The organism is Sphingobium sp. C100, assembly GCF_000508185.1.
GTDB lineage: Bacteria > Pseudomonadota > Alphaproteobacteria > Sphingomonadales > Sphingomonadaceae > Sphingobium.
The window spans coordinates 1-24,993 of sequence record NZ_AYOY01000186.1 but is presented as its reverse complement, the minus strand read 5'-3'; the positions used below and the strand labels follow the sequence as shown (position 1 = coordinate 24,993).

15 protein-coding genes and 2 pseudogenes are annotated in these 24,993 nt (G+C 61.4%); 9 read left to right on the top strand and 8 right to left on the bottom strand.

The annotated features are described in order from the left end of the window. From C100_RS0125290 to C100_RS43520, 5 genes and pseudogenes are all read left to right on the top strand, one after another. Positions 1–823, top strand: a pseudogene (locus tag C100_RS0125290) (TonB-dependent receptor); the annotation flags it as partial. Positions 824–956: 133 nt separating this feature from the next. Then, on the top strand, positions 957–1,151 hold the full coding sequence (locus C100_RS43535) for a tryptophan 7-halogenase (protein ID WP_235219131.1): 195 nt from the start codon (positions 957–959) through the stop codon (positions 1,149–1,151). A 160-nt stretch (positions 1,152–1,311) separates the two neighbouring features. Then, complete coding sequence (locus C100_RS43530; protein WP_327194962.1) at positions 1,312–2,784, top strand: tryptophan halogenase family protein; 1,473 nt, start codon at positions 1,312–1,314, stop codon at positions 2,782–2,784. A 372-nt stretch (positions 2,785–3,156) separates the two neighbouring features. Then, positions 3,157–5,139, top strand: coding sequence for a glycoside hydrolase family 9 protein (locus tag C100_RS43525; RefSeq protein ID WP_200866586.1), 1,983 nt, complete (start codon positions 3,157–3,159; stop codon positions 5,137–5,139). Positions 5,140–5,205: 66 nt separating this feature from the next. Next, complete coding sequence (locus tag C100_RS43520; RefSeq protein WP_031310138.1) at positions 5,206–7,641, top strand: glycoside hydrolase family 2; 2,436 nt, start codon at positions 5,206–5,208, stop codon at positions 7,639–7,641. Between the two features lie 122 nt (positions 7,642–7,763). Here the strand turns inward: C100_RS43520 and C100_RS43515 are convergent, their stop codons facing one another. The 5 genes from C100_RS43515 to C100_RS43495 all read right to left on the bottom strand — a co-directional run bounded on the left by C100_RS43515 (position 7,764) and on the right by C100_RS43495 (position 17,999). Beyond that, a complete protein-coding gene (locus tag C100_RS43515; RefSeq protein ID WP_084625497.1) occupies positions 7,764–10,124 on the bottom strand; it encodes a glycoside hydrolase family 3 N-terminal domain-containing protein in 2,361 nt (786 codons plus the stop codon). A gap of 289 nt (positions 10,125–10,413) precedes the next feature. Next, positions 10,414–11,634, bottom strand: a complete 1,221-nt coding sequence (locus C100_RS43510; RefSeq protein WP_024021435.1) for a cation:proton antiporter — start codon at positions 11,632–11,634, stop codon at positions 10,414–10,416. A 46-nt stretch (positions 11,635–11,680) separates the two neighbouring features. Next, positions 11,681–13,765 (bottom strand): glycoside hydrolase family 2 protein, encoded by a 2,085-nt coding sequence (locus tag C100_RS43505; RefSeq protein WP_152536524.1) that lies wholly within the window; start codon positions 13,763–13,765, stop codon positions 11,681–11,683. An 18-nt stretch (positions 13,766–13,783) separates the two neighbouring features. Then, a complete protein-coding gene (locus tag C100_RS43500) occupies positions 13,784–15,430 on the bottom strand; it encodes a DUF5597 domain-containing protein (RefSeq protein ID WP_052028368.1) in 1,647 nt (548 codons plus the stop codon). Positions 15,431–15,539: 109 nt separating this feature from the next. Beyond that, complete coding sequence (locus C100_RS43495) at positions 15,540–17,999, bottom strand: glycoside hydrolase family 3 protein (RefSeq protein ID WP_024021432.1); 2,460 nt, start codon at positions 17,997–17,999, stop codon at positions 15,540–15,542. A 91-nt stretch (positions 18,000–18,090) separates the two neighbouring features. Here C100_RS43495 and C100_RS43490 point away from each other — a divergent pair, with 91 nt between their 5' ends. The 4 genes and pseudogenes from C100_RS43490 (at position 18,091) to C100_RS43480 (ending at position 21,711) form a co-directional block, all read left to right on the top strand. Continuing rightward, the gene (locus C100_RS43490) at positions 18,091–20,307 is read left to right on the top strand and encodes a WD40/YVTN/BNR-like repeat-containing protein (RefSeq protein ID WP_024021431.1); all 2,217 of its coding nucleotides are present in this window, start codon (positions 18,091–18,093) and stop codon (positions 20,305–20,307) included. A 118-nt stretch (positions 20,308–20,425) separates the two neighbouring features. Then, positions 20,426–20,509, top strand: a pseudogene (locus C100_RS49225) (cyclase family protein); the annotation flags it as partial. 15 nt (positions 20,510–20,524) lie between these two features. After that, positions 20,525–20,716, top strand: a complete 192-nt coding sequence (locus C100_RS49340; protein WP_024021429.1) for a hypothetical protein — start codon at positions 20,525–20,527, stop codon at positions 20,714–20,716. Positions 20,717–21,057: 341 nt separating this feature from the next. After that, complete coding sequence (locus C100_RS43480) at positions 21,058–21,711, top strand: Crp/Fnr family transcriptional regulator (RefSeq protein ID WP_024021427.1); 654 nt, start codon at positions 21,058–21,060, stop codon at positions 21,709–21,711. Positions 21,712–21,870: 159 nt separating this feature from the next. Here the strand turns inward: C100_RS43480 and C100_RS43475 are convergent, their stop codons facing one another. The 3 genes from C100_RS43475 to C100_RS43465 all read right to left on the bottom strand — a co-directional run. Then, positions 21,871–23,322, bottom strand: coding sequence for a TRAFs-binding domain-containing protein (locus tag C100_RS43475; protein ID WP_024021426.1), 1,452 nt, complete (start codon positions 23,320–23,322; stop codon positions 21,871–21,873). 26 nt (positions 23,323–23,348) lie between these two features. After that, the gene (locus C100_RS43470; protein ID WP_024021425.1) at positions 23,349–23,837 is read right to left on the bottom strand and encodes a nucleotide synthetase; all 489 of its coding nucleotides are present in this window, start codon (positions 23,835–23,837) and stop codon (positions 23,349–23,351) included. Next, on the bottom strand, positions 23,834–24,993 hold a 1,160-nt coding region (locus tag C100_RS43465; protein WP_024021424.1), incomplete at its 5' end, for a hypothetical protein. The genes C100_RS43470 and C100_RS43465, both read right to left, overlap by 4 nt.

Here is a 24,993-nt window from a genome sequence, read left to right as displayed (position 1 = left end):
TCCCCAATCACCCCATCTGTTCTATTTCAACGTGTTTGCCAAGCAGATCGAGGATCAGGCTCTATTCTACTCGTTCACGGCGGACAATCTGCCGATCCCGGTCGTTGCCCTGGTCAATGGCGAAACCACAGGCGGCACACCGACCACGCTGAGCGTGCCGTGGCTCTATCTCCAGAACAAGACCTCCGATGTCACTGCCCACATGAAGGGGTTTGAAGTTGGTGGACGTACGTTCTTCAGCCAGTTGCCCGGCTTTCTGAAAGGCTTCGGCATCGAAGCCAATCTGACTTACATCGACAGTAAAAGCCCGGCCCAGCAGGCTAACCATGTGTTAAGCCCGCCGACGGCCAACGGCGGCCTCAATGCGGACGGCACCGTACCTCAGACCTATCCGAACCTGCCCTACCCCGGCTTGGCAAAGTGGGCATACAACGTCCAGCTACTTTACAGCATCGGCAAGGTGAACGTACGGCTTGCCTATAACTGGCGCGACAAGGCGTTGCTGTCGACCAACGTGAACCCGCTGTCCTTTGCGACCAGCGGCGGCAATCCCTATACGCTCAACACCAGCCCGACAAACTTCGATCCGGTGCATTCCTATCCAGTATACAATATGGTTCCGGCCTGGATTGCGAGCGCTGGCTATCTCGATCTTGGCTTTGACTATAAGGTCAATGACAGGATCTCGATTTCGGCCCACGCGAACAACCTCCTCGATACGGTTTCCCGGACGTTGCAGGAGCCGATCCCGGGCGTGTTCCAACCCTATGATACCAACGTCAGCGATCGCCGGTTCGACATTTCGGCTCGTATTCGTTTTTAAGAACTGGATTTATTTGCGAGGGCATTTGGGCGGGTGCGGCATGAGCCGTCCCGCTCGCCTGCATTGATAATGGCGCCGACCACCTCTGGGACCGAAGTGAAACTGTGGATCGGCAACTGCGTTGCGACAGGGCTTGCGTCGGGTTCTCTTGGGCCGCTCGATCAACCAGCATAGCGCGGACGCATATGAGCGCATCCGCGACTTCCTCATCCTCCACTTCAAAGTGACGCAGCGTGACGACACGCCGTTCTGGTGCTATTGCAGCAGCATGAAAGTGCCCGAAACGCTGCGCACAGTCACCGGCCTGATCGAACCACTTCCCCACTAACCAATATTCGGCGGCGCGATTTCAAAAGGCACGCTCATGCAACTGATGGCCAGAATGCAAGATTATCCCGATCGGTTCGCGGCGGCCCTGCCCCGCCACGGGGATTATATCCGGCAATTTTGCGGGAGCTCCACCCTTGTATAATGACCCTGTCCGCAATGTGGTAATCGTAGGCGGGGGCACTGCCGGGTGGATGTGCGCGGCTGGCCTGTCGCGCATGTTGGATATGCGCGGGCTGTCCGTTACGCTGATCGAATCCGATGAGATCGGCACGATCGGCGTCGGCGAGGCGACGATTCCCTCGCTCCATGTGTTCAACCAGCTGCTCGGCCTGGACGAAGCTGACTTCATGCGGCAAACACGGGCCACCATCAAATTGGGGATAGAATTCACCGACTGGGGGAAGCTCGGCGACCATTATATCCACCCGTTCGGCGACTATGGTCTCGACCGGCCAGATGTAAAATTCCACCAGATGTGGCTGAAGCTGCTTCATGCTGGCGCTGATGTTGGCGCCATCGGCGATTATAATATGTGCCTTATGGCGGCGCGGCTCAATCGTTTCGGCATCGGGCAGATGCGGCGCGGACTGCCCGACTTGCGTCATGCCTATCATCTCGATGCCGGCCTCTATGCCCGCTATCTGCGGCGTTATGCGGAGCAACGCGGCATCGTTCGCCGCGAAGGCCGGGTCACGAACGTCAACCAGCGCGAAGACGGTTTCGTATCGTCCGTGACGTTGCGGGACGGGCAAGTTGTGGAGGGCGACCTGTTCGTCGATTGCAGCGGGTTTCGCGCGCTGTTGATCGGGCAGACGCTGGGCGTGGGGTTTGAGGATTGGGGCCGCTGGCTGCCGTGCGACCGGGCCGTCGCGATGCCGTGCGAAAATACCGGTCCGCTGATCCCCTACACGCGCGCGACAGCGGACGCGGCTGGATGGCGCTGGCGCATCCAGTTGCAGCATCGGATCGGCAACGGCCATGTCTATTCGAGCGCGTATATCGACAGCGATACTGCGGAGGCGCGGCTGAGAGCGACGCTCGACGGGGCGGCAATGTCAGATCCGCTCCATATCCGGTTCAAGCCTGGACACAGACACAGGCTTTGGGATCGCAACGTCATTGCCATCGGCCTGTCCGGCGGGTTCATCGAGCCGCTGGAATCGACCAGTATTCACCTGATCCAGACCGGCGTGTCGCGGCTGTTGCTCCTTTTCCCCGACATGCGCTTCACCCCCGCGCTGATCGACGAATTCAACCGGTCAAGTCTGCTCGAATATGAGCAGATTCGAGATTTCATCATCCTGCATTACAAGGCGACACGACGAGACGACACGCCCTTTTGGCGCTATTGCCGCGACATGGAGGTGCCCGACAGCCTCAGACACAAAATGGAGCTGTTCCGCGCGGGCGGGCGCATCTTTCGCTTCAGCGACGATCTGTTCACGGAAAGCAGCTGGCTCGCCGTTCTGTTGGGACAGGGAATCGTGCCCGAATGCCATGATCCGGTCGCCGACGCGATCCCAGCCGGCGACATGGAGCGCGCGCTGCTTTCACTGAGGGCCGCCGTGCTGGATGCTGCAAAGGCCCTGCCCGATCACACCGACTTCATCCGCTCCTATTGCGCGATTTAGATCCGTGCCGACGAAGCTATTGTCAGACCGGTAATCATAGCGAAGATATCGCTATCATAGTGAATGTTTAATTGATCAGCCTTCGTATCTCCATGTCGGCCGCGCTGAATATCCTGCAGTTCCAGCAAAGCACGTTTATACCGTCCTGCATCGAAAATTGGCCATTTCACAACATTTTACTTCTCAATTCAGCACGATCATTGCCTTGGCCTATTAGTGCAATATGGTATCGCTCTCATAGCAAGGACAGGCGGTAGTCAGCCGCCGCGCCCTGGCTTGTCACGCGGATTTCTCCTGCGCTGCTCCTAAAAATGCGGCGAGAAAGCTGCGTGTCGCGCCAATGGGAACGGGCTGTGATTGATGGAGAGGACCATGATGTACGGCTCATTCAGTTTCGAATGCCGCAAGTTTTTCGTTGCGGCCGGCGTCAGCATGTTGCCGGTCGGGCTTGCGGCCTGCGGTAACGACAGCGGCAGCGCTGCGGCAGCGGTGACGGCGGCACCAACGCCAGCGCCGACACCAACCCCTTCGACAATGTTGCTCGGGCCGGCGATTGTCATCGATCAGTTCGGTTACCTTCCCAGCCACCAGAAAATCGCGGTCATCCGTGACCCGCAGACCGGGTTCGACGCCAGCGATTCCCACACGCCCAACACGACCTACGATGTCGTGAACGCCGCCACGAACGCCACCGTCTATTCGGGCGGGCTCACCCCCTGGAACGGCGGCGCGGAAGATTCCTCCTCCGGCGACAAGGTGTGGCATTTCGATTTCAGCTCCGTCACGGCCGACGGAGAATATTTCATACAAGATCGCCAGCGCGGGGAAAAGTCCGCACGATTCAAGATTGGCGCCAATGTCTATGCCCCGGTGCTGAAGGCCGCGGTCCGCGCTTTCTTTTACCAGCGTGCGGGGCAGGAAAAGACGGTCGCGAATGCGGGCGTAGGCTGGGCTGATGCCGCATCGCATCTCGGCCCAGGACAGGACAGGAACGCCCGCCTTTATAGCGCGAAGGAGGACGCCTCGACCGAGCGCGACGTGACGGGCGGCTGGTATGATGCTGGCGACTTCAACAAATATACAAGCTGGACTGCGGGCTATACCGTCGATCTGCTTCAATCCTATCTAGGCAACCAGGCGATCTGGACCGATGATTATAATATTCCCGAGTCAGGCAATGGCATTCCGGATATCGTCGATGAGGCCAAATGGGGACTCGATTGGCTGAGTCGGATGCAAGAACCGAACGGATCGGTGCTGTCGATCGTCGGTTTGAGTTCCGCCAGCCCGCCGTCCGCCGCCACCGGGCCGAGCTATTATGGCCCTGCGAACACCTCGGCTACGCTCAACAGTGCCTCCGCCTATGCGCTGGGCGCCAAGGTGTTGGGCGATATTCCGGCACTCGCCAGCTATGCCAGCGCGCTACGCACACGCGCGGAAAATGCGTGGAATTGGGCGGACGCCAATCCCAGCGTCATCTTCCGAAACAATGACGCGGGCTATGGCTCTGAAGGACTTGGCGCAGGTCAGCAGGAAACCGACGACAGGGGCCGTGCCAACGCCAAGCTGATCGCCGCTGTCTATCTCTACGACCTGACGGGTAAGCCCGTCTATCGCGATTATGTTGACGCCAATTACGACCAGGCGAACCTTATTCGCTGGAACAATTATGTGTCGCCCTATGAAGGGGGAATGCAGCTTGCGCTGCTATGTTATGCCAGCCTGCCGGGCGCGACATCCTCAACCGCGAGCGCAGTCAGAAACGCCTATGGGAAGGGCATGGAATCAGAGTGGTTCTGGGACAAGATCACTGGCGAGGCCGATCCATACATGGCCTATATTCCCGATTACATCTGGGGCAGCAATTCGGTCAAGAGCGTGGAAGCTAGCCTCTATCTCGACCTTGTCCGGTTCGGAATAGGTAGCCGCAGCGAGACCGAGGCTATGCAGGCGGCCGCCGGCTATGTGCATTATCTCCACGGCGTGAACCCATTCGGGAAAGTCTATCTCACCAATATGTATTCGCTCGGCGCGACTAATTCGACCAACCAGATTTTCCACAGCTGGTTCGAAGACGGATCGGCCAAATGGGATGAGGCCAAGATTTCGACCTATGGTCCCGCGCCCGGCATCCTGGTCGGCGGCCCGAACGCCAGCCAATATGACTGGGATCCGCGGTGTCCAGCGATCAGTTCATTGTGCGGAAGCGAGCGGCCCAGCCCGCCTTATGGCCAACCGCCACAAAAATCGTACAAGGACTTTAACGATGGCTGGCCGCTCAATTCTTGGCCGGTCGCGGAGAATTCCAATGGTTATCAGGTAAATTATATCCGCATGCTTTCCCGCATGCGTTGAAGCTTGCCGCGCATCGCCTTCGAACTGACCGCCAGCCAAATAAAGAAACAGATGAGGAGGAATGCTTTGCCTGCCTGTGCCCCGTCCTTAAGCGCCCTCTGGCTGACCGCCCTCCTTTGCGCCACCGCGGCGCCGGCCGCCGCCGAAACGCGCAGCCTGTCACAAGATTGGCTGTTCGCGCCCCGCGAGATCAAGGGCGCGGAAACACTAGCCTTTGGTGACGAAGGCTGGCAGCCGGTAGCCGTGCCGCACGACTGGGCGGTCATGGACAAAGCCGATGGCTCCCCACCCTTCGACCCCAAGGTCGCGGGCGGGCAGGACTCGGGCTATCTCCCAGGCGGCATTGGCTGGTATCGTCGCCATCTGCGCCTTGACGCCACAGAGGCGCAAAAGTTGGTCCGCCTGAATTTCGAGGCGATCTATATGGACGCCGATGTCTGGCTGAACGGCGAACTCGTGGCCGAACATCATTATGGCTATACCGCCTTCACTGTCGATCTGACAGGCAAACTCAGAGCCGGCGACAATGTGATCGCCGTGCGCGTCCACCATGCCGATCCTTCATCGCGCTGGTTTGCCGGATCGGGCATCATCCGTCCGGTTTCGCTCGACATTCTTGACTGTGCGCACCTCCGTCCCGAAAGCATTTTCGTGACCACTCCGGTCGCGACCGAAGCCTCAGGCACCGTCGCTGTTCGTGCCTCCGCCGGCAATTGCGCGGGCAGGCCACAGGCGATGGAACTTGTGACGAAGATCGTGGCGCCCAATGGCGATGTGGTAGCGCAGGCCAAAGAGCTTCGCATCGTCGTTGGGAGAGGGAGTGCGGACTGGAATCAGTCCCTTACCGTTTCGCGCCCGGCGCTCTGGTCGCCGGATTCCCCCAATCTCTACTCGCTGGTTCAGCAGGTGCGTGTACAGGGTGCCGTGACCGATGAGCGGCGGACCCGTTTCGGCATCCGCACGATCAGTGTGGACGCTGTGAACGGCCTGCGGGTCAACGGCAAGCCGGTGCGGCTGCGCGGCGGCAATTTCCATCACGACAATTACATGCTGGGCGCGGCCGGCTTCCCCGACGCGGATGCGCGCAAGGTCGTGTTGATGAAGGCGGCGGGCTATAACGCCCTTCGCAGCGCGCATAATCCCGCCAGCCAGGCCACGCTGAACGCAGCCGATGAACTGGGCATGTTAGTGATCGACGAATCCTTCGATGCCTGGAACAAGAGCAAGCGCGACAAGGATTATGCACGCTTCTTCAAGACCGACTGGCAACGCGACATTGACAGCATGGTCGTCAGTGCGCGCAATCACCCCAGCGTCCTGTTCTGGAGCATCGGCAACGAAATCCCCGAACAGGGCGAGACGCTGGGCGTCGAAACGGGGCGTATGCTGGCCGAGCGCGTCCGGATGCTCGACCCTACCCGTCCCGTAACGCAGGCGGTCAGCACCGACGCGCCTGCCAGCGATGCCCAATTCGCGGTGCTGGATGTCGCGGGCTATAACTATCGCGCAAACATGTTCGAGGATGACCATAGAAAATTCCCCGAACGCATCATGTACACCTCCGAATCACTACCCATCGATGCCTTCTCCTATTGGCGGAAGGTGGAGACCATGCCCTGGGTGATCGGCGACTTCGTCTGGACCGCAGTGGATTATATCGGCGAAAGCGGGATCGGCTGGATGGGCTATAGCCAGGACTGGCAAAAGCTCGGACCCTATCCCTGGCATCTTGCCTATTGCGGCGAAATCGATGTGACCGGGCGCAAGCGGCCGGCGGCATATTACCGCCAGATACTCTGGAAGACGGGCATTGACCCAGTAGTGGCCGTTGTTCGCCAGCCCAAAGGCACCGAAGATTTGCCAGACCGGCATTATTATCCGATCACGCCGCCTCATCTCGACTGGTCGCATCCTGATGTCCATCCAAGCTGGACGTGGCCGGGACAGGAGGGAAAGCCGCTGGAAGTGGAGGTTTATTCCGAGCTTCCCGAGGTCGAACTGTTCCTCAACGGCCAAAGCCTCGGGCGACGGGCGGTAGGCATAGGCACGGAATATAATATGATGTTCAGCGTCCCCTATGCTCCGGGTCGTCTAACGGCAGTGGGCTATCGCGACGGGCGGGAGGCTGCACGCTGGGAGTTGCGTACCGCCGGGGCGCCTGCCACCATAAAACTGAGCGTCGACCGTCAGCGCCTGACCGCCAATGGCGAGGACTTGGCTTATGTGGTGGTTGAACTGGTCGATTCCGACGGCACACCCATCTACGCGCAGTCGGACGACCGCCGCGTCAGCGTGCGTGTGAAAGGGGCCGCAACGCTCGCCGGCATCGGCAATGGCGATCCGCGTGATGCGTCCAGCTTCCAGTCGGGCACGCGCTCCAGCTTCCACGGCCGCGTCGTCGCCGCGATCCGCGCCGGGACACAGGCGGGGCCGGTTCTGGTCGAAGTCATGGTCGATGGCCTGCCCGTGCAACAACTGCGCCTCGACGCCATATCCGGTTAAGGGTGGCTTCGCCCGGTCTGGCGCCGCAAAACCGGGAGCGCCGGAGAGCCGATGCCGCATCAATCAAGAGGCCTGAACCGATCGCCGACGGAGAACGGCTCAGGCCTCGTGCGCGGCCAGACTTATGTCACGTCGAGCCGCGCGCTCTTGAGCGTCTGGGTGCTATTGCCGGTGTGGATGGCGAAACTGCCCGGCTCGACGGTCCAGCGCATATTCTTGTCCAGAAATACCAGCTGGCCTGGCCCGAGGACGAAGACGACAGTACGCATCTCACCGGGCGCCAGCGTCACACGCTCAAAGCCCTTTAGCTCCAGCAGCGGTCTGGGCGCCGAGCTCATCTCATCGCGGATATAGAGTTGAATCACCTCGTCGCCGACGCGCTCACCGACATTTCTAACGTCCACCATGACCCGGACCGTCTCACCCGGCGCGATCCGCGAACGATCCAGCCGAGGCTCGGATAATTCGAAACTCGTGTAGCTCAACCCGAAACCGAATGGAAACAGGGCCGACCGTGGCTCCTCGATATAGCGATAAACGGCCGCCGATGGGTGACGGCGATAGCCTGCGGGCTGATTGCCGACGCCGCGGGGGATCGAAACCGATAATTTGCCGCCGGGATTGACCTTGCCGAAAATCACGTCGGCAAGGGCGTTGCCGCCCTCCTGGCCGAGATACCAGCCTTCGATCAATGCCTTGGCGCCATCCGCCAAGCGCTTAACCGCAAGCGGGCGGCCGTTGAGCAACACGGCCACCACCGGCTTGCCGGTCGCCAGCACCGCATCAACCAGTGCATCCTGATCGCCGAAGAGACTGATCGTTGCACGATCACCCGGCGCGTCCGGGTTGATCGCTTCATGCGTCACCTGCGGAACGTCACCCACGGCCAGGATCACCAGATCCGACCGCTTGGCCAGTTCGACAGCCTCGGCGATGCGCGCGCGATTGGCGGATGGATCAGCAGGGCGGATCGGCGATATATTTTCCGCTTCGCCGGGGCGCAACGGATCAACAATCTGTACGCCCTCGGCATGTTCGATACGAAAGTCAGGCCCGGCAGCCGCCCTCAGCCCGGCCAGTAAACCGACAGCGTTGTCATTATAGCCGGAATAGCCGCCGAACAGCGCCGGAGCCGCATTTGGCCCAATGACGGCAATGGTACGGCGCGCCTGGGGATCGAGCGGCAGCACGCCGTCATTCTTGAGCAGGACAATAGCCTTTTGTGCCGCAAGCCGCGCGAGCGCGACATCTTCCGGCTGGCTCGTTTCCCGCACCGCCTTGCGCGCGTCGGCATAAGCGTTCTCGAACAGGCCCGCCTCGAACTTGAGGGCGAGGATGCGCGCCACCGCCATGTCGATCCGCTTCTCATCGCCCCGGCCGGCTTTAACCTGCTGGACCAAATGGCGATAGGCCGACCCGTGCGGCAGATCGGCATCCACCCCGGCCTCGAGCGCCAGCACCGCCGCCTCTTCCTCATTCGAGGCGACATGATGCTGCCACGCCAGATTGCTGACGCCGCTATAATCGCTGAAATAGGCGCCCTTGAAGCCGAGCAACTCGCGCCCCTTCTTGACCAGCAGGTCAGTGCTGGCGTGTGCGGGCATACCCTGGACCTCATTGTAGGACGGCATGATGATCGCCGGATCGGCGTGACGAATGATGTCGCGAAACGGCACCAGATAGCTCTGCATCAGCCCGCGGTCACTAATCTCGACAGGAGAGAGGTTGACGCCGCCTTCAGGCGAACCATGGACGAAGTGCTTTAGCGTCGCAAAGATCTTGTCGCCGCCAAGTGGGCGGGTACGGCCCTGAAGCCCGCGAACCGCCGCGACGCCCATCTGCGCCACATGTTGCGGATCTTCTCCGAACATTTCCTCCACGCGGCCGAACCGGGCATCGAGCGCCAGATCGATCACCGGCGCCAGCGCCACTGTGGCGCCGCGAACACGCGCCTCGCGACCGGCCACGCCGAACACGCGCTCGACCAGCCCGGTGTCCCATGTGCTGCCCAGTGCAAGCGGGATCGGAAACACGGTCGCGTCGCTAGCGGCATAGCCATGCGCAGCTTCCTCATGGAATAGCGCCGGGATGCCTAGGCGAGTACGCTCGACCAGCACATGCTGGATTGCATTCACCAGCGCGACGCAATTTGCGATGGACCGCGCCCCGCCCTGTTTGACCCCCATCATATCAGACGGGCGGGCGATTTGGCCGATGCCATCTGCAAGGAATTTCGCCGCCTTGTCAGGGACGACGTTGCCCGCGTCATCGAACATCTCGCCCTTATCGCTCCAGATGCAACGCATCTGCGCGACCTTCTCTTCGAGCGTCATGCGCGACAGAAGGTCGCGAACACGGTCTGTAACAGGCAAAGACGGATTGCGGTAAGGTAGGCGTTCCACCCGAGCGAGAGCCGGGACAGCGCCGGCGAGCATCGTAGACGCGAGAAAGACGCGGCGGCTCAATTGAAAGGCTATATTCATGACCAACTCCCCAAATTATTTGTGGTTATCTTGATGATCGTCAGAGACTGTTGCGCGCGGCACGCGCCCGCCGGATTTGGCTGCGGTTACCCGTAGCCATCACACCAAAGCGCTTCTTGTCTCGGCTCCGAAGCGAGGCCGGATCGGTCCGTCCCCATTCGCCGCCACCTTATAAAGCCGGATTCCCCTCCCGCTGTTATGCGTTCAATCCCTCCTCCGCTCCCCTGAGCGGCAGCGCAAGGTAGCGCTATCATGGATTGGGAGAAAATGAATTTCCATATTTTCTCCCTCAAGTAATTTTTTTGACGCTCCTCCCGCTCAGCCCATGTGCTGCCAGGGCCTTGAGGCGAGGTGTCACGGCGGGAATCGTCAACATCGTGCTGACGACGGCCATTAAGAGCAGTGCGGTCAGCGTCTCACCCGTGATGATCTGCTTATCGAGCAGGATATTGACGAAGATGATCATGATGAGCGCCTTGGTCTGCAACAGCCAGCCGATCACTGCGGCCTCGCCCTTACCCCATTTAAGAATGCGGCCGGCGATGTGAACGCCGGCAAGCTTGCCGGCGACAGCGGCGAAGAGCAGAAGCGCAGCCGCGCCGAAAACGACAGCCCCGCCGACCTCCCATTGCGTTCTAAGACCGGTGCTCAGGAAAAACACCGGCATCATGGCGAAGAGGATATGATCGCGAAAGGCGTCCATCTTTTTCTGATCGAACCATTCGGCATCGAGGACGGCGCCTGCCAGGAAGGCGCCAACCATATAATGAAGTCCGGCCCAGTCCGCCGCAAGGCCGCACGCCGCAAGCCAGATGAGCCCGCCATACCAGCGGTCACGCTCGGGAATGCGCATGGCGAGCGCACGGACCAGCCACATAGCGGCACAGAAGGCGGCAAGGAACCCGGCCTGGCGTCCCACACGGTCCCAATCGAGCAGGATGAGGGCAAGCACGCCCCATATCGCCACATCATCGAGGCTGGCGTAACGCAGCACGCGCTTGCCGAGCGGCTCGCGGAATATCTCAAGCTTCTCCATGAACAGAATGAGGATCGGGAGGGCGGTCACAGCGCAGGCCATGCCGATGCCCAAGATAACCTGCCACTTCATGCCTTTTGCCCCGATCCATCCATCTGACGCGCCAAGCAGGATAATGGCGGCGAGGCTGCCGAGAGCCAGCGGCACCGCGAGCGCCAGTCCGGCAGTGATGGCCGTTTCCGTGCGGCACCGCCAGGCTTGCTTCAGGTCCAGTTCAATGCCGGCGATCCAAACAAAGATCATCACCGCCCACCAGGCGATGCCGTTCAGCGCGGACACGACATCGGCCCGAAAGACGAAGGCATAGTAATCCGGAAAGGCAGCGCCCAGCATACCGGGACCGAGCAGAATGCCGCTGATGATCTGCATCACCACCAATGGCGCATAATAGTCGGTCCCTCCCAACCGCCAAGCCAGATATGGCAGGCTGAAGATGATCATCATCGCGATCAGGAAGAGTTCGGTCGTCGTCATTTTCAACCCATGAATGATGCAGACGTCTTTCGCATTATAGAGAATGTTAGTCGCTCGCGCTCGGCGCAGGAACCAGCATGTCGGGTGGACGCTGATATCGCCATAACACCTTGTCGGTCAGCATTTCGCCGCCCGCCGCGGCACGCACCTCAATCACGTTCGCGCCGTCCCGCAGCGTCACGGGCCAGCGCACGATGCGGTTCTCCGCTCGGCGCTCGCCAATTTCAACGCCATTCAAAAACAAGGTCGCCTGTGGCGCGCTGGTGTATATCTTCACAACGACATCCGGATCTGGGCGCAAGGTGAAGCGACGACTGTTGATGTAGAGCGTCGGTTGGTCCGACCACCAGGCACGATACCAATACCAGGCGTCCTTGCGCACCTGCCGGTCATAGGTCACGAGCCCCTTGTCGTTGATCCCGCGCCGGTCACCCTCATGCCGCCCGGCCGAGGCAAGATCGAAGCCGACCCAGATGAAGGTGCCCCACAAATAGGGCTTATCCTTCAGCTCAAGCCAGTTCCGCTCATGATAGAGGGCCTGATATTGTTCGGGATGCCAGCCGCTTGATGGAACGACGGTGCGCGGCGGATCCTCCTGGTGCAGGATGCTGGCGCCGGCGCCATATTCACTGACCCCAAAGGGTCGCTCCGGATGCTTGCTATGGAAACCCGCCGCCCATTCGCCAATCGTGCCCTTCTGGTCGGGATACCAGCCGAAATAGCGGTTGAACCCGATAATGTCGGAGATCAGTGCCTTGGGATGATCGTCCTGCTGACAGCAATGGGCATAAGCGGTCAGCCGATCAGAATCCCTCTGTTTCGCGACCGCCTGCAACGTGCGCAGCACTTGCTCCACGATCGGCTCGGTTGAATAGACTTCATTACCCAACCCCCAAATCACTACCGAGGGATGATTGTAATTCTGGGCGATCAATTCGCGCATCTGCTGCACCGCATTCGCCTGGAAGGCGGCGCTGTCCTCGACCATGCCGTTGATCCCGATCTCCGTCCATAGGGCGAGGCCGAGCCGGTCGGCTTCGTCATAAGCGGCCTGGGGATGCTGAAAATGCGCCAGTCGCGCGCCGGTCGAGCCCATGTCGCGCATGATCGCGAAATCCTCCGCGACCTCCGCATCGGTTACCGCCGTGCCCTTGCCCGGTCGGGCGCTGTGCATCAGATTGACGCCCCGTAGCGGATAGGATTTGCCATTCAGCAGAAAGCCCTGTTCGGGATCGGCGCGCACGGTGCGCACGCCGAGCGGAACCGAAACCTCGTCACCGTCTGGGCCAATGCGCGCGACAAGGCGGTAGAGATAGGGATCGCGCACCCCATCCCACAGCCTGGGGGACAGGAGGCGCAGGTCGAGCGTCACATCGCGCACGCTCCCTGCAGGCACCCGAATTGCTGTCAACGCGCGCGCCACCTCGCGCCCCTGCGCGTCGAGAATGCGCGCAAGGACGGAGGTGCGATTCGGGCGGAGCCTATCATTGGCGAGCTTTGCAACTACCGATATGGTGGCCCTATCGTCGGCGATCCCGCGAACGCGCGCATAGACGCCCGGCCCGCCATAATCGAGCAGGTCGAAATGCACGTCGTCCGTCTCGATCAGCGACACGGGGCGATATAGGCCGCCGAACACGGTGAAATCGCCGCCCAGCGGCGTCACGGCGCGATTGAAACTATTGTCCACGCGCACCGCCAGCAGATTGGCGCCGCGCACCAGTGCGCCGGTGACATCGCAACGGAAAGCCGCGTGCCCCCCTTCGTGACGGCAGGCGAGCTTGCCATTCAGATAGACATCAGCGACCAGGGCCGCGCCGTCGAACTGGATAAAAAGCCGCCGTCCGCGGGGTAGTTCGACAATGTCGAACGCCCGCCTGTACCAGGCCGGCCCGCGATAATAGGTGCCATCGCCGGTTTCGGCCGCGTTGAAGCTATGAGGCAACGTCACGCGCGACCAACCGCTATCGTCAAACGATGGCGCCGCCGCCCCTTCCAGATCGCCCTGCGCAAATAGCCAATCGGCCAGGAGTATCGTCGTCTCGCGCGAGGAGCCGGGCGCCTGTGCGGCCATTGCCCCCGGCACTGCACAAGCTAGCATGAACAGGATGCAGGCGAACAATTTCGACATGGCGGCGGCTCCGTAGCGTCAGTTGGGATTGCCCACCGGAATGGGCGGCGTCCCCTTGTAAGTTGTGAGTTTGACCCGAAGCACCTGTTCCCGGCCCGTGAAGTTGAGGCCATAGTCGGTCGAATCGCCGTTCCACACGCGGCGGAATATCCATTTGCCATTGTCGAAATGGCCTTCCTCCACCCGCAAGGTCATCATCGATTCAAGCGGTGCAGGCTTGCTCAGCCCGAAATAGACGCGCGAGCGAAAACCGGTGACCAGAAACTCGTTCTCGCCCAGTTGCGCGACGGCGACGCCGCCCACAGGTTCGGGATTGCCGGTCGGCTTTTCGGTGCCGAACTGCCACTGACCGAAGGTCACGGTCATCTTATACTTGCCCATGTCGATATGCTGGCTGTGCTCGGCCTTGGGATCGGTCGGCTCGGCCACGCCCCAGGTCTTGCCCTCGAATGCCCATTTGGCCCATTCGCGCTGCATCGGCCCGAACAGGCGATAGTTGCGCGCGAACAACTCCATGGTCGCGTCGTCCAGATCCTTGGCGCCCAAGGGGTAATTATAATAGCCGGTATAATCCATGCCGAAGGGCGCGAAACCGATCGCGCCCCGGCCCACGACAGGGAAGAAGAAACGCGCAAATTCCTTGTCATTGCCCGTTTCCGGCACCATTAGCGCATTATCAGGGCGGTCGTAGAAGCCAAGATAGGCGAGATAGGCGGCGTGGTCGCGCGTATAGATGTCGGGCGCAACCAAGTCGATCGCCGGCGCCGCCGCCTTGTACACGTCGATCACGAAATGAACCGGGCCGCCACTGGAATAAGTGGACGCTGGCTGGCGCCCGAAAGCGGAGGCCAGCGCGGCGTTCATCAACATCGGCAGCGGCTTCACCGCCTTACCCGCCTCGGCGATCTCGTTGGTATAATGCGCGATCGACCAAGCATGGAAAAACTCGTCCGCATCATCACCGAACACCTGACGCCAGGTGCCGGGCTTTTTGTTCATCTGCCTAAGCAGCGGCGCGGGCACCGGCCCCTCGAACAGCTTCTGCGCCACCGGTGAGAAATCACGCACGGCGCCATAGCTGCCGGTCTCATTTTCCGGCTGAACCATGATGACGGTGTTTTGCGGGTCGTTTTTCTTGAGATATTCCATCAGTTTGACAAAGGCGCGCTTGTCGGCCTCCAGCGTCGAGCGATGATGGGGAGAAAGCGCGTAATGAGTCTCGCCCTTGGCGTTGATCATGTGCGGAAAGCGCTTCTGGTCCAGCTTGACCCATTCCGGCGCATAGCTGGGCGCGGTGTTCTTCCAGGTGCCGAACCACAGCAGCACCAGGCGCAGATTGCGCTCACGCGCCTGCGGAAGCAGGGCGTCGAGGAACGAGAAATCGAATTGCCCCTCCACCGGCTCGACCTGTTCCCAGCCGATCGGCACCTCCACCGTATTGGCGTGCATCTTTTCGATCGCCGGCCACACTTCGGGCAACATGGCTGGGTAATTGGCGCTATTGTTAACCTGGGCGCCCAACATCAGGAAGGGCGCGCCATCGACGATCAGCGCGTGCTGGCCTGCCCGAGAAACAATATGCGGCGCCTCCGATGCAGCTAGCGCCGGGTGGGCGGCAAGCGCCAGACCGGCCAATGTCGGAAGCGTTCGGCTAAAGATATGCATCGATCAGTTGTCCTCCGTCGCGGTACATTGGAACTGAAATGAGCGGCTCGAACCGGCCCGTATTCCTGCAAAACCGAGCGTCCTCATGCCTTGGGCGCCCAGGATGGTTTCACGGACCCGGCCGAGCGGCAGGGCAAATGGCGCCTTCCGGATCGGTAACGAGCCGCAGATCCGCGATTGACACTGCAAAGGGTCCGCTGGCCGTCAACATGAAGGGCGCGGCAACTGACGCCATGTCCATCCCGGCGTCCCTGAAACAGGCGAGCCGGATCTTGACCGTTTTCCACGCGCCCGCCGCACTGAACAATGCCCGTGCATCGACCCCCGTGGCGGAAGCAGAACCCGCCATGCCGAGCCACACCGGCCCCTGGGGAGCGGTCTCGACCTTATATTCCATCTGCAACGTCAAATCGGCATTTGTTTCACGCTCGAGATTCACCGTGGAACCGCCGATACGGACAGCCTGCTCATCGTCCGCCGTCCATCTGAACTGTACCGCGCCTTCCTGCGTCGTGGCCGAATCGACGGCGCTCTGTGCGATTGTACTGCCGACCGTCAAAGCGAAGGGGGCCGGCACCGTGCTGCGCGCGAAGAAAACGCTGGTGTTGGCGACACTCGCGTCGACTCCCGCGACCTCGCTCAAGCGCGGCACCTGCACCTGATCGGCATAGGTCAAGCCATAGCCATAAGCGAAGAGCGGATCATATCCCGCCATTCCCTGGTTGAGCACGAATTGCCCGGCATTTTTCGGCCAGGAGAATGATAGCTTGCCAGTGAAGTCGCGCTTGGGCGTCCCGTCCTTTCCGGCAATGAGTAGATCGGAAATGCCGCCGCCTTCGCTGCCGGGCAACCAGGCGGCGACAAAGGCGTCCGATGCGTTCAGCTCGGGATTGACCCAGAGCGGCCGACCGGAAAGGAACACCGAGACGGTCGGGACATGTCGGGCCTGTAGCTTCCTGAGCAAGGCCAGCGCCTGTTTGTCGCCCGGCTGGAATTCCAGCGTGCGGATGTCGCCCCGCCCCTCCGCATAGGGCTGTTCGCCGAATATGACGATCGCGACATCGGGCTTTTCCGTGAAACTGCCATCGACGCTGAGCAGGGCCTTGCCGCCCGCCTCGGTCACGGCCTTTTCAATGCCGCTCCAGATCGATTCTCCATTAGGGAAATCGCTGTTTTTGTTACCCTGCCCCTGCCAGGTCAATGTCCATCCGCCCGATTGCAGACCGATGTCATCAGCGGACGACCCGGCGACGAGCACCCTGGCACCCGGCTTCACCGGCAGCAGCGACCCGTTATTCTTGAGCAGGACGAGCGACTTGGCCACCGCTTCGCGCGCCACCGCACGATGGGCGGGCGCACCGAGCAGATCAACCCTGCCCTCATAGCCCCGCGTCGCCTCGAACAGCCCCAGCTTCACCTTGACCCGCAGGATACGACGCACCGCATCGTCAATCCGCGACATCGGGATCGTCCCCGCCTTTGCCTGCGCGAGCGTGTTTTCATAGAGGCCCTTCCAGCTATCCGGCGCCATTGCCATGTCGAGGCCGGCGGTGAAGGTTCGGGGACAATCGATATTGGTGCAGCCGGGAATCTGGCCATGGCCGTTCCAGTCGCCAACGATGAAGCCGTCAAAGCCCATCCGCTCCTTGAGCACGCCTGTCAGAAGGCTCTCGTTCCCGTGCATCTTCTCGCCGTTCCAGCGGTTGAACGACGCCATCACCGTCATCGCGCCAGCCTTCACCGCGCCTGGATAACCGGCGCCATGGAGGTCACGCAGCGTCTCCTCCGAAACCTGCGTATTGCCCTGGTCAACACCCTCGGCGGTTCCGCCATCACCCAGGAAATGCTTGACGGATGCCGCGATATGACCGTCCTGAATACGGTTATGTCCCGGCTTGCCCTGCAGGCCCTCCACCATTGCGGGCGCATAGCGACGCACGATGTCGGGCGCCTCCGAATAGCCTTCATAGGTGCGGCCCCAGCGATCATCCTGCGGCACCGCCAGCGTCGGCGCGAAGGCCCAGTCAATGCCCGTCACCGCTGTCTCAATCGCCGTCACCGCGCCGATCCGGCGAACGAGATCGGGGTCATTGGCAGCGCCAAGGCCGATGTTATGAGGGAAGATCACTGCGGCTGGCACGTTGCTGTTGCCATGAACCGCATCAATCCCGAATATCACGGGGATCGGCACATGGCCGGGACGCTGCTCGAGCGATATGGCGCGAAAGGCGCGAGCCGTGGCCACCCAAACACTTGCCGGCGAATGTTCGTGGCCACCGATCGGAGGCGTATTACCCCCCGCAAGCACGCTGCCAATCGGATAGGCGCGAAGATCCTCCGGCGTGATCGCGGACAGGTCAGCCTGAATCATCTGGCCAATTTTCTCTTCCAGGCTCATTTCTTTCATGAGCCCGGTGACGAACATTTCGGTCTTATCATCGACGAGGCCCTGGCTGTTCGATTTGGGCCAGATTTCCGGATGCGCTATGCTTTGCGCGTCCCCCTGCGTCGCAGCCGCAACGCCCCCAAATGCCAGCACCGCCGCCGACGCGCGCAGCATCGCCTTCATGTTCACTCTCCCCTGTGACATTGTCTTGCGCGAACGTCTTTTATAATACAAGCTATTTTTGATAGCGCTATCATTGTGGAGCAGGGAGAAGATGATGAAATGGGCGATCACGCTCCTTGGATTCCTTGTGCTTGCGAGCGTCGCACCGCGCTGTGCGGTGGCGGCAGAGGCGTCCGCCCCTTATCTCTGGCACAACGTTTCGGTCGGCGCGGGTGGATTCGCGCCGAACATCATCTTTAGCACTGCGGAGCGTGATCTTGCCTATCTGCGCACCGACATGGGGGGCGCCTATCGCTGGGACTCGAGGGAAGCGCGTTGGGTTCCGTTGCAGGACAGCATGGCGGAAGGCAGTTATATGGGAATCGAGAGCCTGGCCGCCGACCCGAAAGACCCGAATATCGTCTATCTGGCCGCAGGCATGTACCGGAGCGAGCCGGCCGCGATCCTTCGCTCGGATGATCGGGGCACGACTTGGCGCGTGACGCCGGTGCCATTCGCGATGGGCGGCAATGAAGATGGTCGGGGCATGGGCGAACGGCTGGCGATCGATCCTCGCAACAGCGCCACAATCTTTTTCGGATCGCGCCATGACGGACTGTGGCGAAGCGACGACAGCGCCGCAACCTGGCGGAAGGTCGAGAGCTTTCCTCTTCCCGGCCTGGGCCAGCCTGGACGCAGGCAGCCCACACATGGCGGCATCAGCTTTGTGGTGATCGACCCGGCAAGCGGCGCCATCTTCGCGGGTTCCGCCGATCCGGGTGACCACCACTTGTTCCGCTCGACCGATGGCGGCGCGCGCTGGCAGCATGTCGAAGGCGAGCCGCCGCAGACGTTGCTGCCCACAAAGGCCGTGATCGACCGCCGCGGAATGCTCTATATTGCCTATTGCAACGGTATCGGTCCCAACGGCGTTACCGCAGGCGCGGTCTGGCGGTTCGACACGAAGAGCGATCGCTGGACGGACATCACACCCGACAAAAGCCATGCGGGTGGTTTCATGGGGCTCAGCCTCGATCCTTCCGCGCCCGGTACGCTGGCAGTAAGCAGCATCGATCGCTGGATGCCGGGCGATACGATCTGGCGCACGCATGACGACGGGGCGAACTGGACCGATATCCGCGATTTGAGCCAGCGGGACACGCGCGCCTCGCCCTTCCTCAACATGAACGGCATCAGCGCTGACTTCGGCCATTGGACCGCGGGGGTCGCGATCGATCCGTTCAACCCCGGCCGGGCCGCCTATGTCACCGGCGCAACCGTCTATATGACCACCGACTTCGCCAAGCCGAAGGCAATGCTATGGAAGCCGTGGGTCAAGGGAATCGAGCAGACCGCGATCATCACGCTCACCAGTCCGACCGGCGGCGCTCCACTGATCTCCGGCTTCGGCGACATTGCCGGGTTCGTGCACGAAGATCTCGCCGTCTCCCCCTCCCATATGTTTTCGAACCCCTATCTCTCCAACACCAACAATATCGACTATGCCGGTCGTAACCCCGCTATCATCGTACGCAGCGGCAGTCTCCATTCGAACCGTTCGCGCGACGCGACGCTGGGCTGGTCACAGGATGGCGGGCATAGCTGGCGCCCGTTGCGCGTGCCGCCAATGGCCGCAAAGCCCGGCGAGGCCGAGAGGCGGTACGACCTGGAGGGCAATGCCCCCATCGCCACATCGGCCGATGGCACGACATTCATCGTCGCCACACCAATCGCCATGCTCACGCGAGACCGGGGGAAGACCTGGCTTGTTCCCGAAGGGCTGGGACGCGACATCCGGCCGGTCGCGGACAAGGTCGACCCCAAACGCTTCTATGGCGTCGATGTGGAGCAGGATCGGCTGCTGACCAGCAGGGACGGCGGGCTGACCTTCGCACCTGTCGCAGGCCAAGGGCTTCCTGCCGATCTTGCGGGCGCCCGAATGGTGGGGCGGGAACAGCCGGCCAGTCTGGTGGCAAGTCCGTTCGCGGCCGGCGATCTCTGGTTGCGCGTCGGCTTCGAACTGTATCACAGCACCAATGGCGGTGTTTCGTTCGAGAGGGTCAACGGCGCACTTTCGGTGCGGCTCTTCGGCCTTGGCAAGCCCGCGCCGGGCAGCGACGTCGCGACGCTCTTCGCCATCGGCGTGCTGGGTGGGAAGGAGGGCATCTGGCGCTCCACTGATCATGGGCATAGCTGGCAGAGGATCAACGATGATTCCCATCAGTGGGGCTTGCGTTTCCGTGTGATCGCCGGCGACCCCCGCACGTTCGGACGCGTCTACGTCGGCACTGACGGGCGCGGGTTGCTTTATGGCGATCCCCGTCGCTGACGCGGTCCCGCCGGCCGCCATTGCTAAAATGGACTTCCGCGGATCGACTGAATAGAGCCCTAAGACGAATTCAAGCGGTTTTACTCTATGATGCAGCGAGGGTGACATGGGCGCCGACGGCTTCATCGTCAGTTGCTTCCCACACAAGATCAAGGGCGCGTCGGCAGGCTGGACCCGCGCAGTCGCCATTATCGAGGATTAGCCGGTACGCCTCGCAATGCCCTCCAATCGCCTGCCGGACGGCACTCTCGTCGTCGTGTCGCACGATGCCAAAGGCTACCTGTCAGCCACCGGCGTTGCCGACACGCTGCGACAGGCGCCCCTCGGCCATGAGGGCTATCGCGCCGCAGCTCAACAGATGTTCGCTAAGGTCGCGCTCAGAAACGAACTTTGCGGTCGAGGCAAGTAGCAGGTTCGTCGCCGCTGCCCGCCGCGACTGCAAGCCGGGAGACCGCGCTGATCGTGTCCGATGGGGCGATGCGTTTGTGCCGCGGCGGAAGAACCGCACCGCCGCACGGCTGTCGCTGCCCTGGCGACAAAAAATGCCCGGAGACAATGATGCCTCCGGGCAGGAAAAAGGTTGCCCCAATTGGAGCCTCCTTCGGGTCGCACATTTTTCCTACGCGATCATCACCGGCATGACTGTGACCAAGATCACATATTTCATGACAAAGATGCTGCCCTGTTTTTCATCCTGGAAGCCTGGGCTATGCCGTGTCCGGGGCCTTATCTTTACCAGGGAGCGGGGCATTGGACGCTGAGGAACAGATTGAGGTGCTGTCGGCCGTGTTCCAGTGCGACCGGCCGGCGATCGACCTGCTGCGCCGCGTTCTTGTTCCGCATCATATAGCGGCGAAACAGATTTTGGCGCGTCAGGGGGAAGCCTCGCATCATTGCTGGATAGTCGTGGAGGGATGCGTTGCGGTTCAGGTATTCGGCATCGATGGGCAGCGTCAGCAACTGGCGCGGCATGATCCGGGCGAATTCTTCGGCGCCTATCCGGTGCCAACGACGCACCGCGCCGAAATAGAGGCGCTCGTTGGCACGCGGCTGTTGCGGGCCGAGGTCCAGTCGCTTGCGGCGCTGGTGGCAACCAACGCACAAATTGGCGCGGGCATGGCCAAATTGCTAGCCCGCCAGCTCGACCGAGCACTGGATCGCATGGCGACCCGCTCCACCTACAGCGCCGCAGGGCGAGTCTATAGCGCATTGCTGGCGCTGGCGGACGGACATGACCACATCGTTCCGGCGCCGCAGATCACGACATTGGCCCTCAGCGCAAATACGACCCGGGAGACTGCGTCGCGCGCAGTCGCGGTCCTGATCCGGCGCGGCATCGTCAGCCGGGAGGATGGCCAACTGGTGATCCACGCGCCCCGCATGTTGAGCGAGATGGTTTCTTAGAGCGCCGCGCCAAAAGATGGGAACCGGTTTTCCGCATAAAAAGATGCGAAAACAAATGACTAGATCAGCCGTCGCGGTTCATATGGAATATCTTTCTGTCGATGCCGCGTGCCCGAGCCTCTGCCGGACATTTCACGAAGCCCCTTTGCGCCGGAGCGATCAGGCCGGTGAGGGATAATAATGACCGACCGGGCAGTCGCCCTGGCGCGTTATAACATCGCCTGCCAGTTCGAACCGATAGCCAGGCGCGTGCAGCGCCATCGCCGCCGCATCGGGCCAAGACATGCAAATGCTGCCCGCCGGCGCCGCGGGGGCCAAAAGCAATGCCAGCCCGTCCTCCCCATCAAGCGGCTCCGTCGGTAAAACGGTGCGATATTCCAACGCCAGCCCATAGCCCGGACTGGTCCGCAAAATAGCCTCGCCCAGAGCCATCGCCGCGGCCGGATCGTCCAGAATCACATAATGGATCCCGCTCGCGCTTTGCTGCAATCCGGGGGCGAAAGGTACGACCGACGCCAGGATCGCCTTGTTGCTCGCCGTCCTGAGCGGTGGTCCTTGCGGCGGCGTCGATTGGGCCAGCGTGACGGTGCGTAAAGGCAATCCGCAACCATGCCAGAGCCGATGGGACGCTATATAGGGGTCCGAAGCGCGACCGACATGCAGGGCCACTGCGTGGGTTGCGAACGCCTCTGCCCGACGCAGTGCCAGGCCCATTGCGATCTCGCTGCCCTTCGCGACGGCGGCATCAGAGAGTTCGCGGGTTGCTTGAGGCGCGTCTATGCTCTCGGCCATTTCCATCAACCGATCAAAACGCCTGGGCCAGCGTCCGCCAAATCTGGCGACGGACGCCTCTCGGAAAGCCTCCAGCGCCGTTGGCAGAACGATATGGAGCGCGGCCCCTCGCGCGGCGGCGAGCTCAGCGATCAGTATATCGGCGCCCGCTGCCAGCGCGCCGAACACCGCGCCCGGCCCGATCATGTCCAGCGCTTCTCCAATCTGCCGCCCGGCGGCATCCTCATTCTCGGGCAGACCGATAATGCCGCTGAAATAAAGGCTGGGCGGGGGACGCAGGGGATCTATGATCGCCGTGGACGCACCCTGTCGCGCCAATATCTGCTGAAACTGGCGCAGTGTCGCGGCATGATCTTCCCATGCTTGGGGAGCAGCCTCCATCGCCCGCACCAGCGCGGCCTGACTGGCGGTACGGTCGCCCAGCAGGAGATGCGCCTCAGCCGCCGTAGCGGCAAGCCAGTAGCGGGTTTCCGGCTCATAATTACCATTGTCCAGAAGAGCGAGCACGGCGCGTGCGAGCCGAGAAGCTTCGTCAGGACAACCATTCAAAAATGCGAGCGTGGCTGCGTTGATCAGGGGATAGGTGGCGGGGCGAACCCCCGCAGCCTGCATATAGGCGGCCTGCGCCTGCGCGAGCAGGGCGCTCCGCTCGGTGGCGTCGCTGCGCGCCGCGCGATCCTTGAGCAGCCGGCCCTTCAGACTGAGCGCCTCGACATCATCGGATTGCAGCAACCCTGCGTCGCTCAGCATTCTCCACGCACGGATCGTGTCGCCGCTCCGCGCCACCGTGCGAATCTGCGCCAGGATCGGAAGGATCATGCGGTCACCCACCCCTATGGTCGCTTTCAGTCGTCCTTCGGGGGCGGGTTCTTGATGTCGGGATCGATCGACAGGGCGATCCACTCCGGCGCGGCAGCGCCCGGATTTTGCAGCAGGTCGACATTGATGTTGAATCGGTGTCGCGTGCCATATTTGCCGCCCTGATTGTAGCGCGCCTGAAACCGGACCTTCTTGTATCGATCCAGCTTCCTATCATAATCATCATAGGTCAGGCCTCCATAAAAGGAAGCCAGCGGTTCCTTGGTCGTGATGGCGTCATAGTCCTTGGAGAAAAAGAGCTGGTCGCCGATGAGGGTGATCTCGACGATCGAATTACGCCTGATCGCGATATAGGCGTTGTCCTTTACGCCGGGCTGCTCATATCGCAGCACGATCCGGCCATCCTCCGCTTTCAAAACCACGTCGAACTGGATCGGCGCCACGCCATCCTCGAGTTCGACCTCGAACAGCGGTTCAAGGCCATATTGCGTATAATTATGCGTCGACATGGTCATTTTCTCCCGTCTTCGATCGGCTTGGCCAGTTTACGCTGCCAGACACGCCAGTCATTATTGGCCGGATCGCTCGCGACGAGCCGGCTGATGTCCGCACGCGCCTTCGCCCTCAGCTCTTCCGCTTGCTTCGTTTCTCCCAAGGCATGAAGCAGGTTCGACATGGAATAGCGCGCCAACATCCAGTCCTGCAGATAGCGCGCATTTTTAGGATCGACCTCGATCAGCGACTGGAGGATCGCCGCCTGTCGGTTGCGCTCCTGAAGTGCTTCCCTGTCGGCGCCTCCCACGCGCAGTGCGTCGGCCATCCAGGCATGACGATTGGCAAGGTCGATAGCGGTGTCCAAATCGGCGGGGCGCATTCGCTGGACATGTTCCATGGTGTCGAGCGCAGCGCGACAGCTGTCGAGTGCCTGGGGACGGGCTTTCTGCGCCACCGCGATGGTGCAGATATTTCCCTGAGCGTAGCTCAGTTCCCGCCAGTAGGTTGCATTTTCGGGCTGAAGCTGAACGAGACGCTGCGCCAAAGACCGATAGGATCGGAAACGTGGCAGCGCAGCTTCATTGCGATCCTGCATGAAATCGACATAACCCAGCCAAAACTCGCTCTGCGCATGCGCAAACAGCCGTTGCGCATCCCGCGGCGCCGCCAGGAGCAGCATGTTGGTCACGCGATATGCTTCGCGAAACTGCGCCAGTGCGGCGGCCGTATCACCACGCTTGAGATCATCTTCACCCATGGCCTGCAAGATACGGGCACGTCGTTCGAGGGAATCAAGCGGTAGCGCGGCGAGATCGGGCTGACGGGCATAATAAGCGAGCGCACGCTTGTTCACCGTTTGCAGCACGTCGAGCCGACCTACGCCCTCCAACTTGTCCCGCAGGTCCGTAAGCATGAACTCGATCAATCCTTCGGCCTGCTGGCGCTGCTCCTCCGCCTCGTTTCTGGCGCGCGCGACAAAGATCAACATCAGCGCCATCAATAGCGCCGTAAGCAGCGCCAAAAATGTGACGACGATCACGTGACGCATTTGTCGCTGGGCATCGCGCTGGATGATCTGGTCGAGCGCGACCCCGGTCAGTCCGGCGACGATCTTCAGCCGCGCAAGCCTTTTACCATCTTGATCGGGGCGAAAATCGGCGGCGATCGGTTCATGCA

Excerpts from the sequence above, each read along its gene's own strand:
- C100_RS43470 (WP_024021425.1), bottom strand. The coding sequence starts at position 23,837 with ATGACCATGTCGACGCATAATTATACGCAATATGGCCTTGAACCGCTG.
- C100_RS43500 (WP_052028368.1), bottom strand. The coding sequence starts at position 15,430 with ATGCATATCTTTAGCCGAACGCTTCCGACATTGGCCGGTCTGGCGCTT.
- C100_RS43475 (WP_024021426.1), bottom strand. The coding sequence starts at position 23,322 with ATGATCCTTCCGATCCTGGCGCAGATTCGCACGGTGGCGCGGAGCGGC.
- C100_RS43495 (WP_024021432.1), bottom strand. The coding sequence starts at position 17,999 with ATGAAGGCGATGCTGCGCGCGTCGGCGGCGGTGCTGGCATTTGGGGGC.
- C100_RS43515 (WP_084625497.1), bottom strand. The coding sequence starts at position 10,124 with ATGAATATAGCCTTTCAATTGAGCCGCCGCGTCTTTCTCGCGTCTACG.
- C100_RS49340 (WP_024021429.1), top strand. The coding sequence starts at position 20,525 with ATGCCCTCCAATCGCCTGCCGGACGGCACTCTCGTCGTCGTGTCGCAC.
- C100_RS43525 (WP_200866586.1), top strand. The coding sequence starts at position 3,157 with ATGATGTACGGCTCATTCAGTTTCGAATGCCGCAAGTTTTTCGTTGCG.
- C100_RS43510 (WP_024021435.1), bottom strand. The coding sequence starts at position 11,634 with ATGACGACGACCGAACTCTTCCTGATCGCGATGATGATCATCTTCAGC.
- C100_RS43505 (WP_152536524.1), bottom strand. The coding sequence starts at position 13,765 with ATGTCGAAATTGTTCGCCTGCATCCTGTTCATGCTAGCTTGTGCAGTG.
- C100_RS43490 (WP_024021431.1), top strand. The coding sequence starts at position 18,091 with ATGATGAAATGGGCGATCACGCTCCTTGGATTCCTTGTGCTTGCGAGC.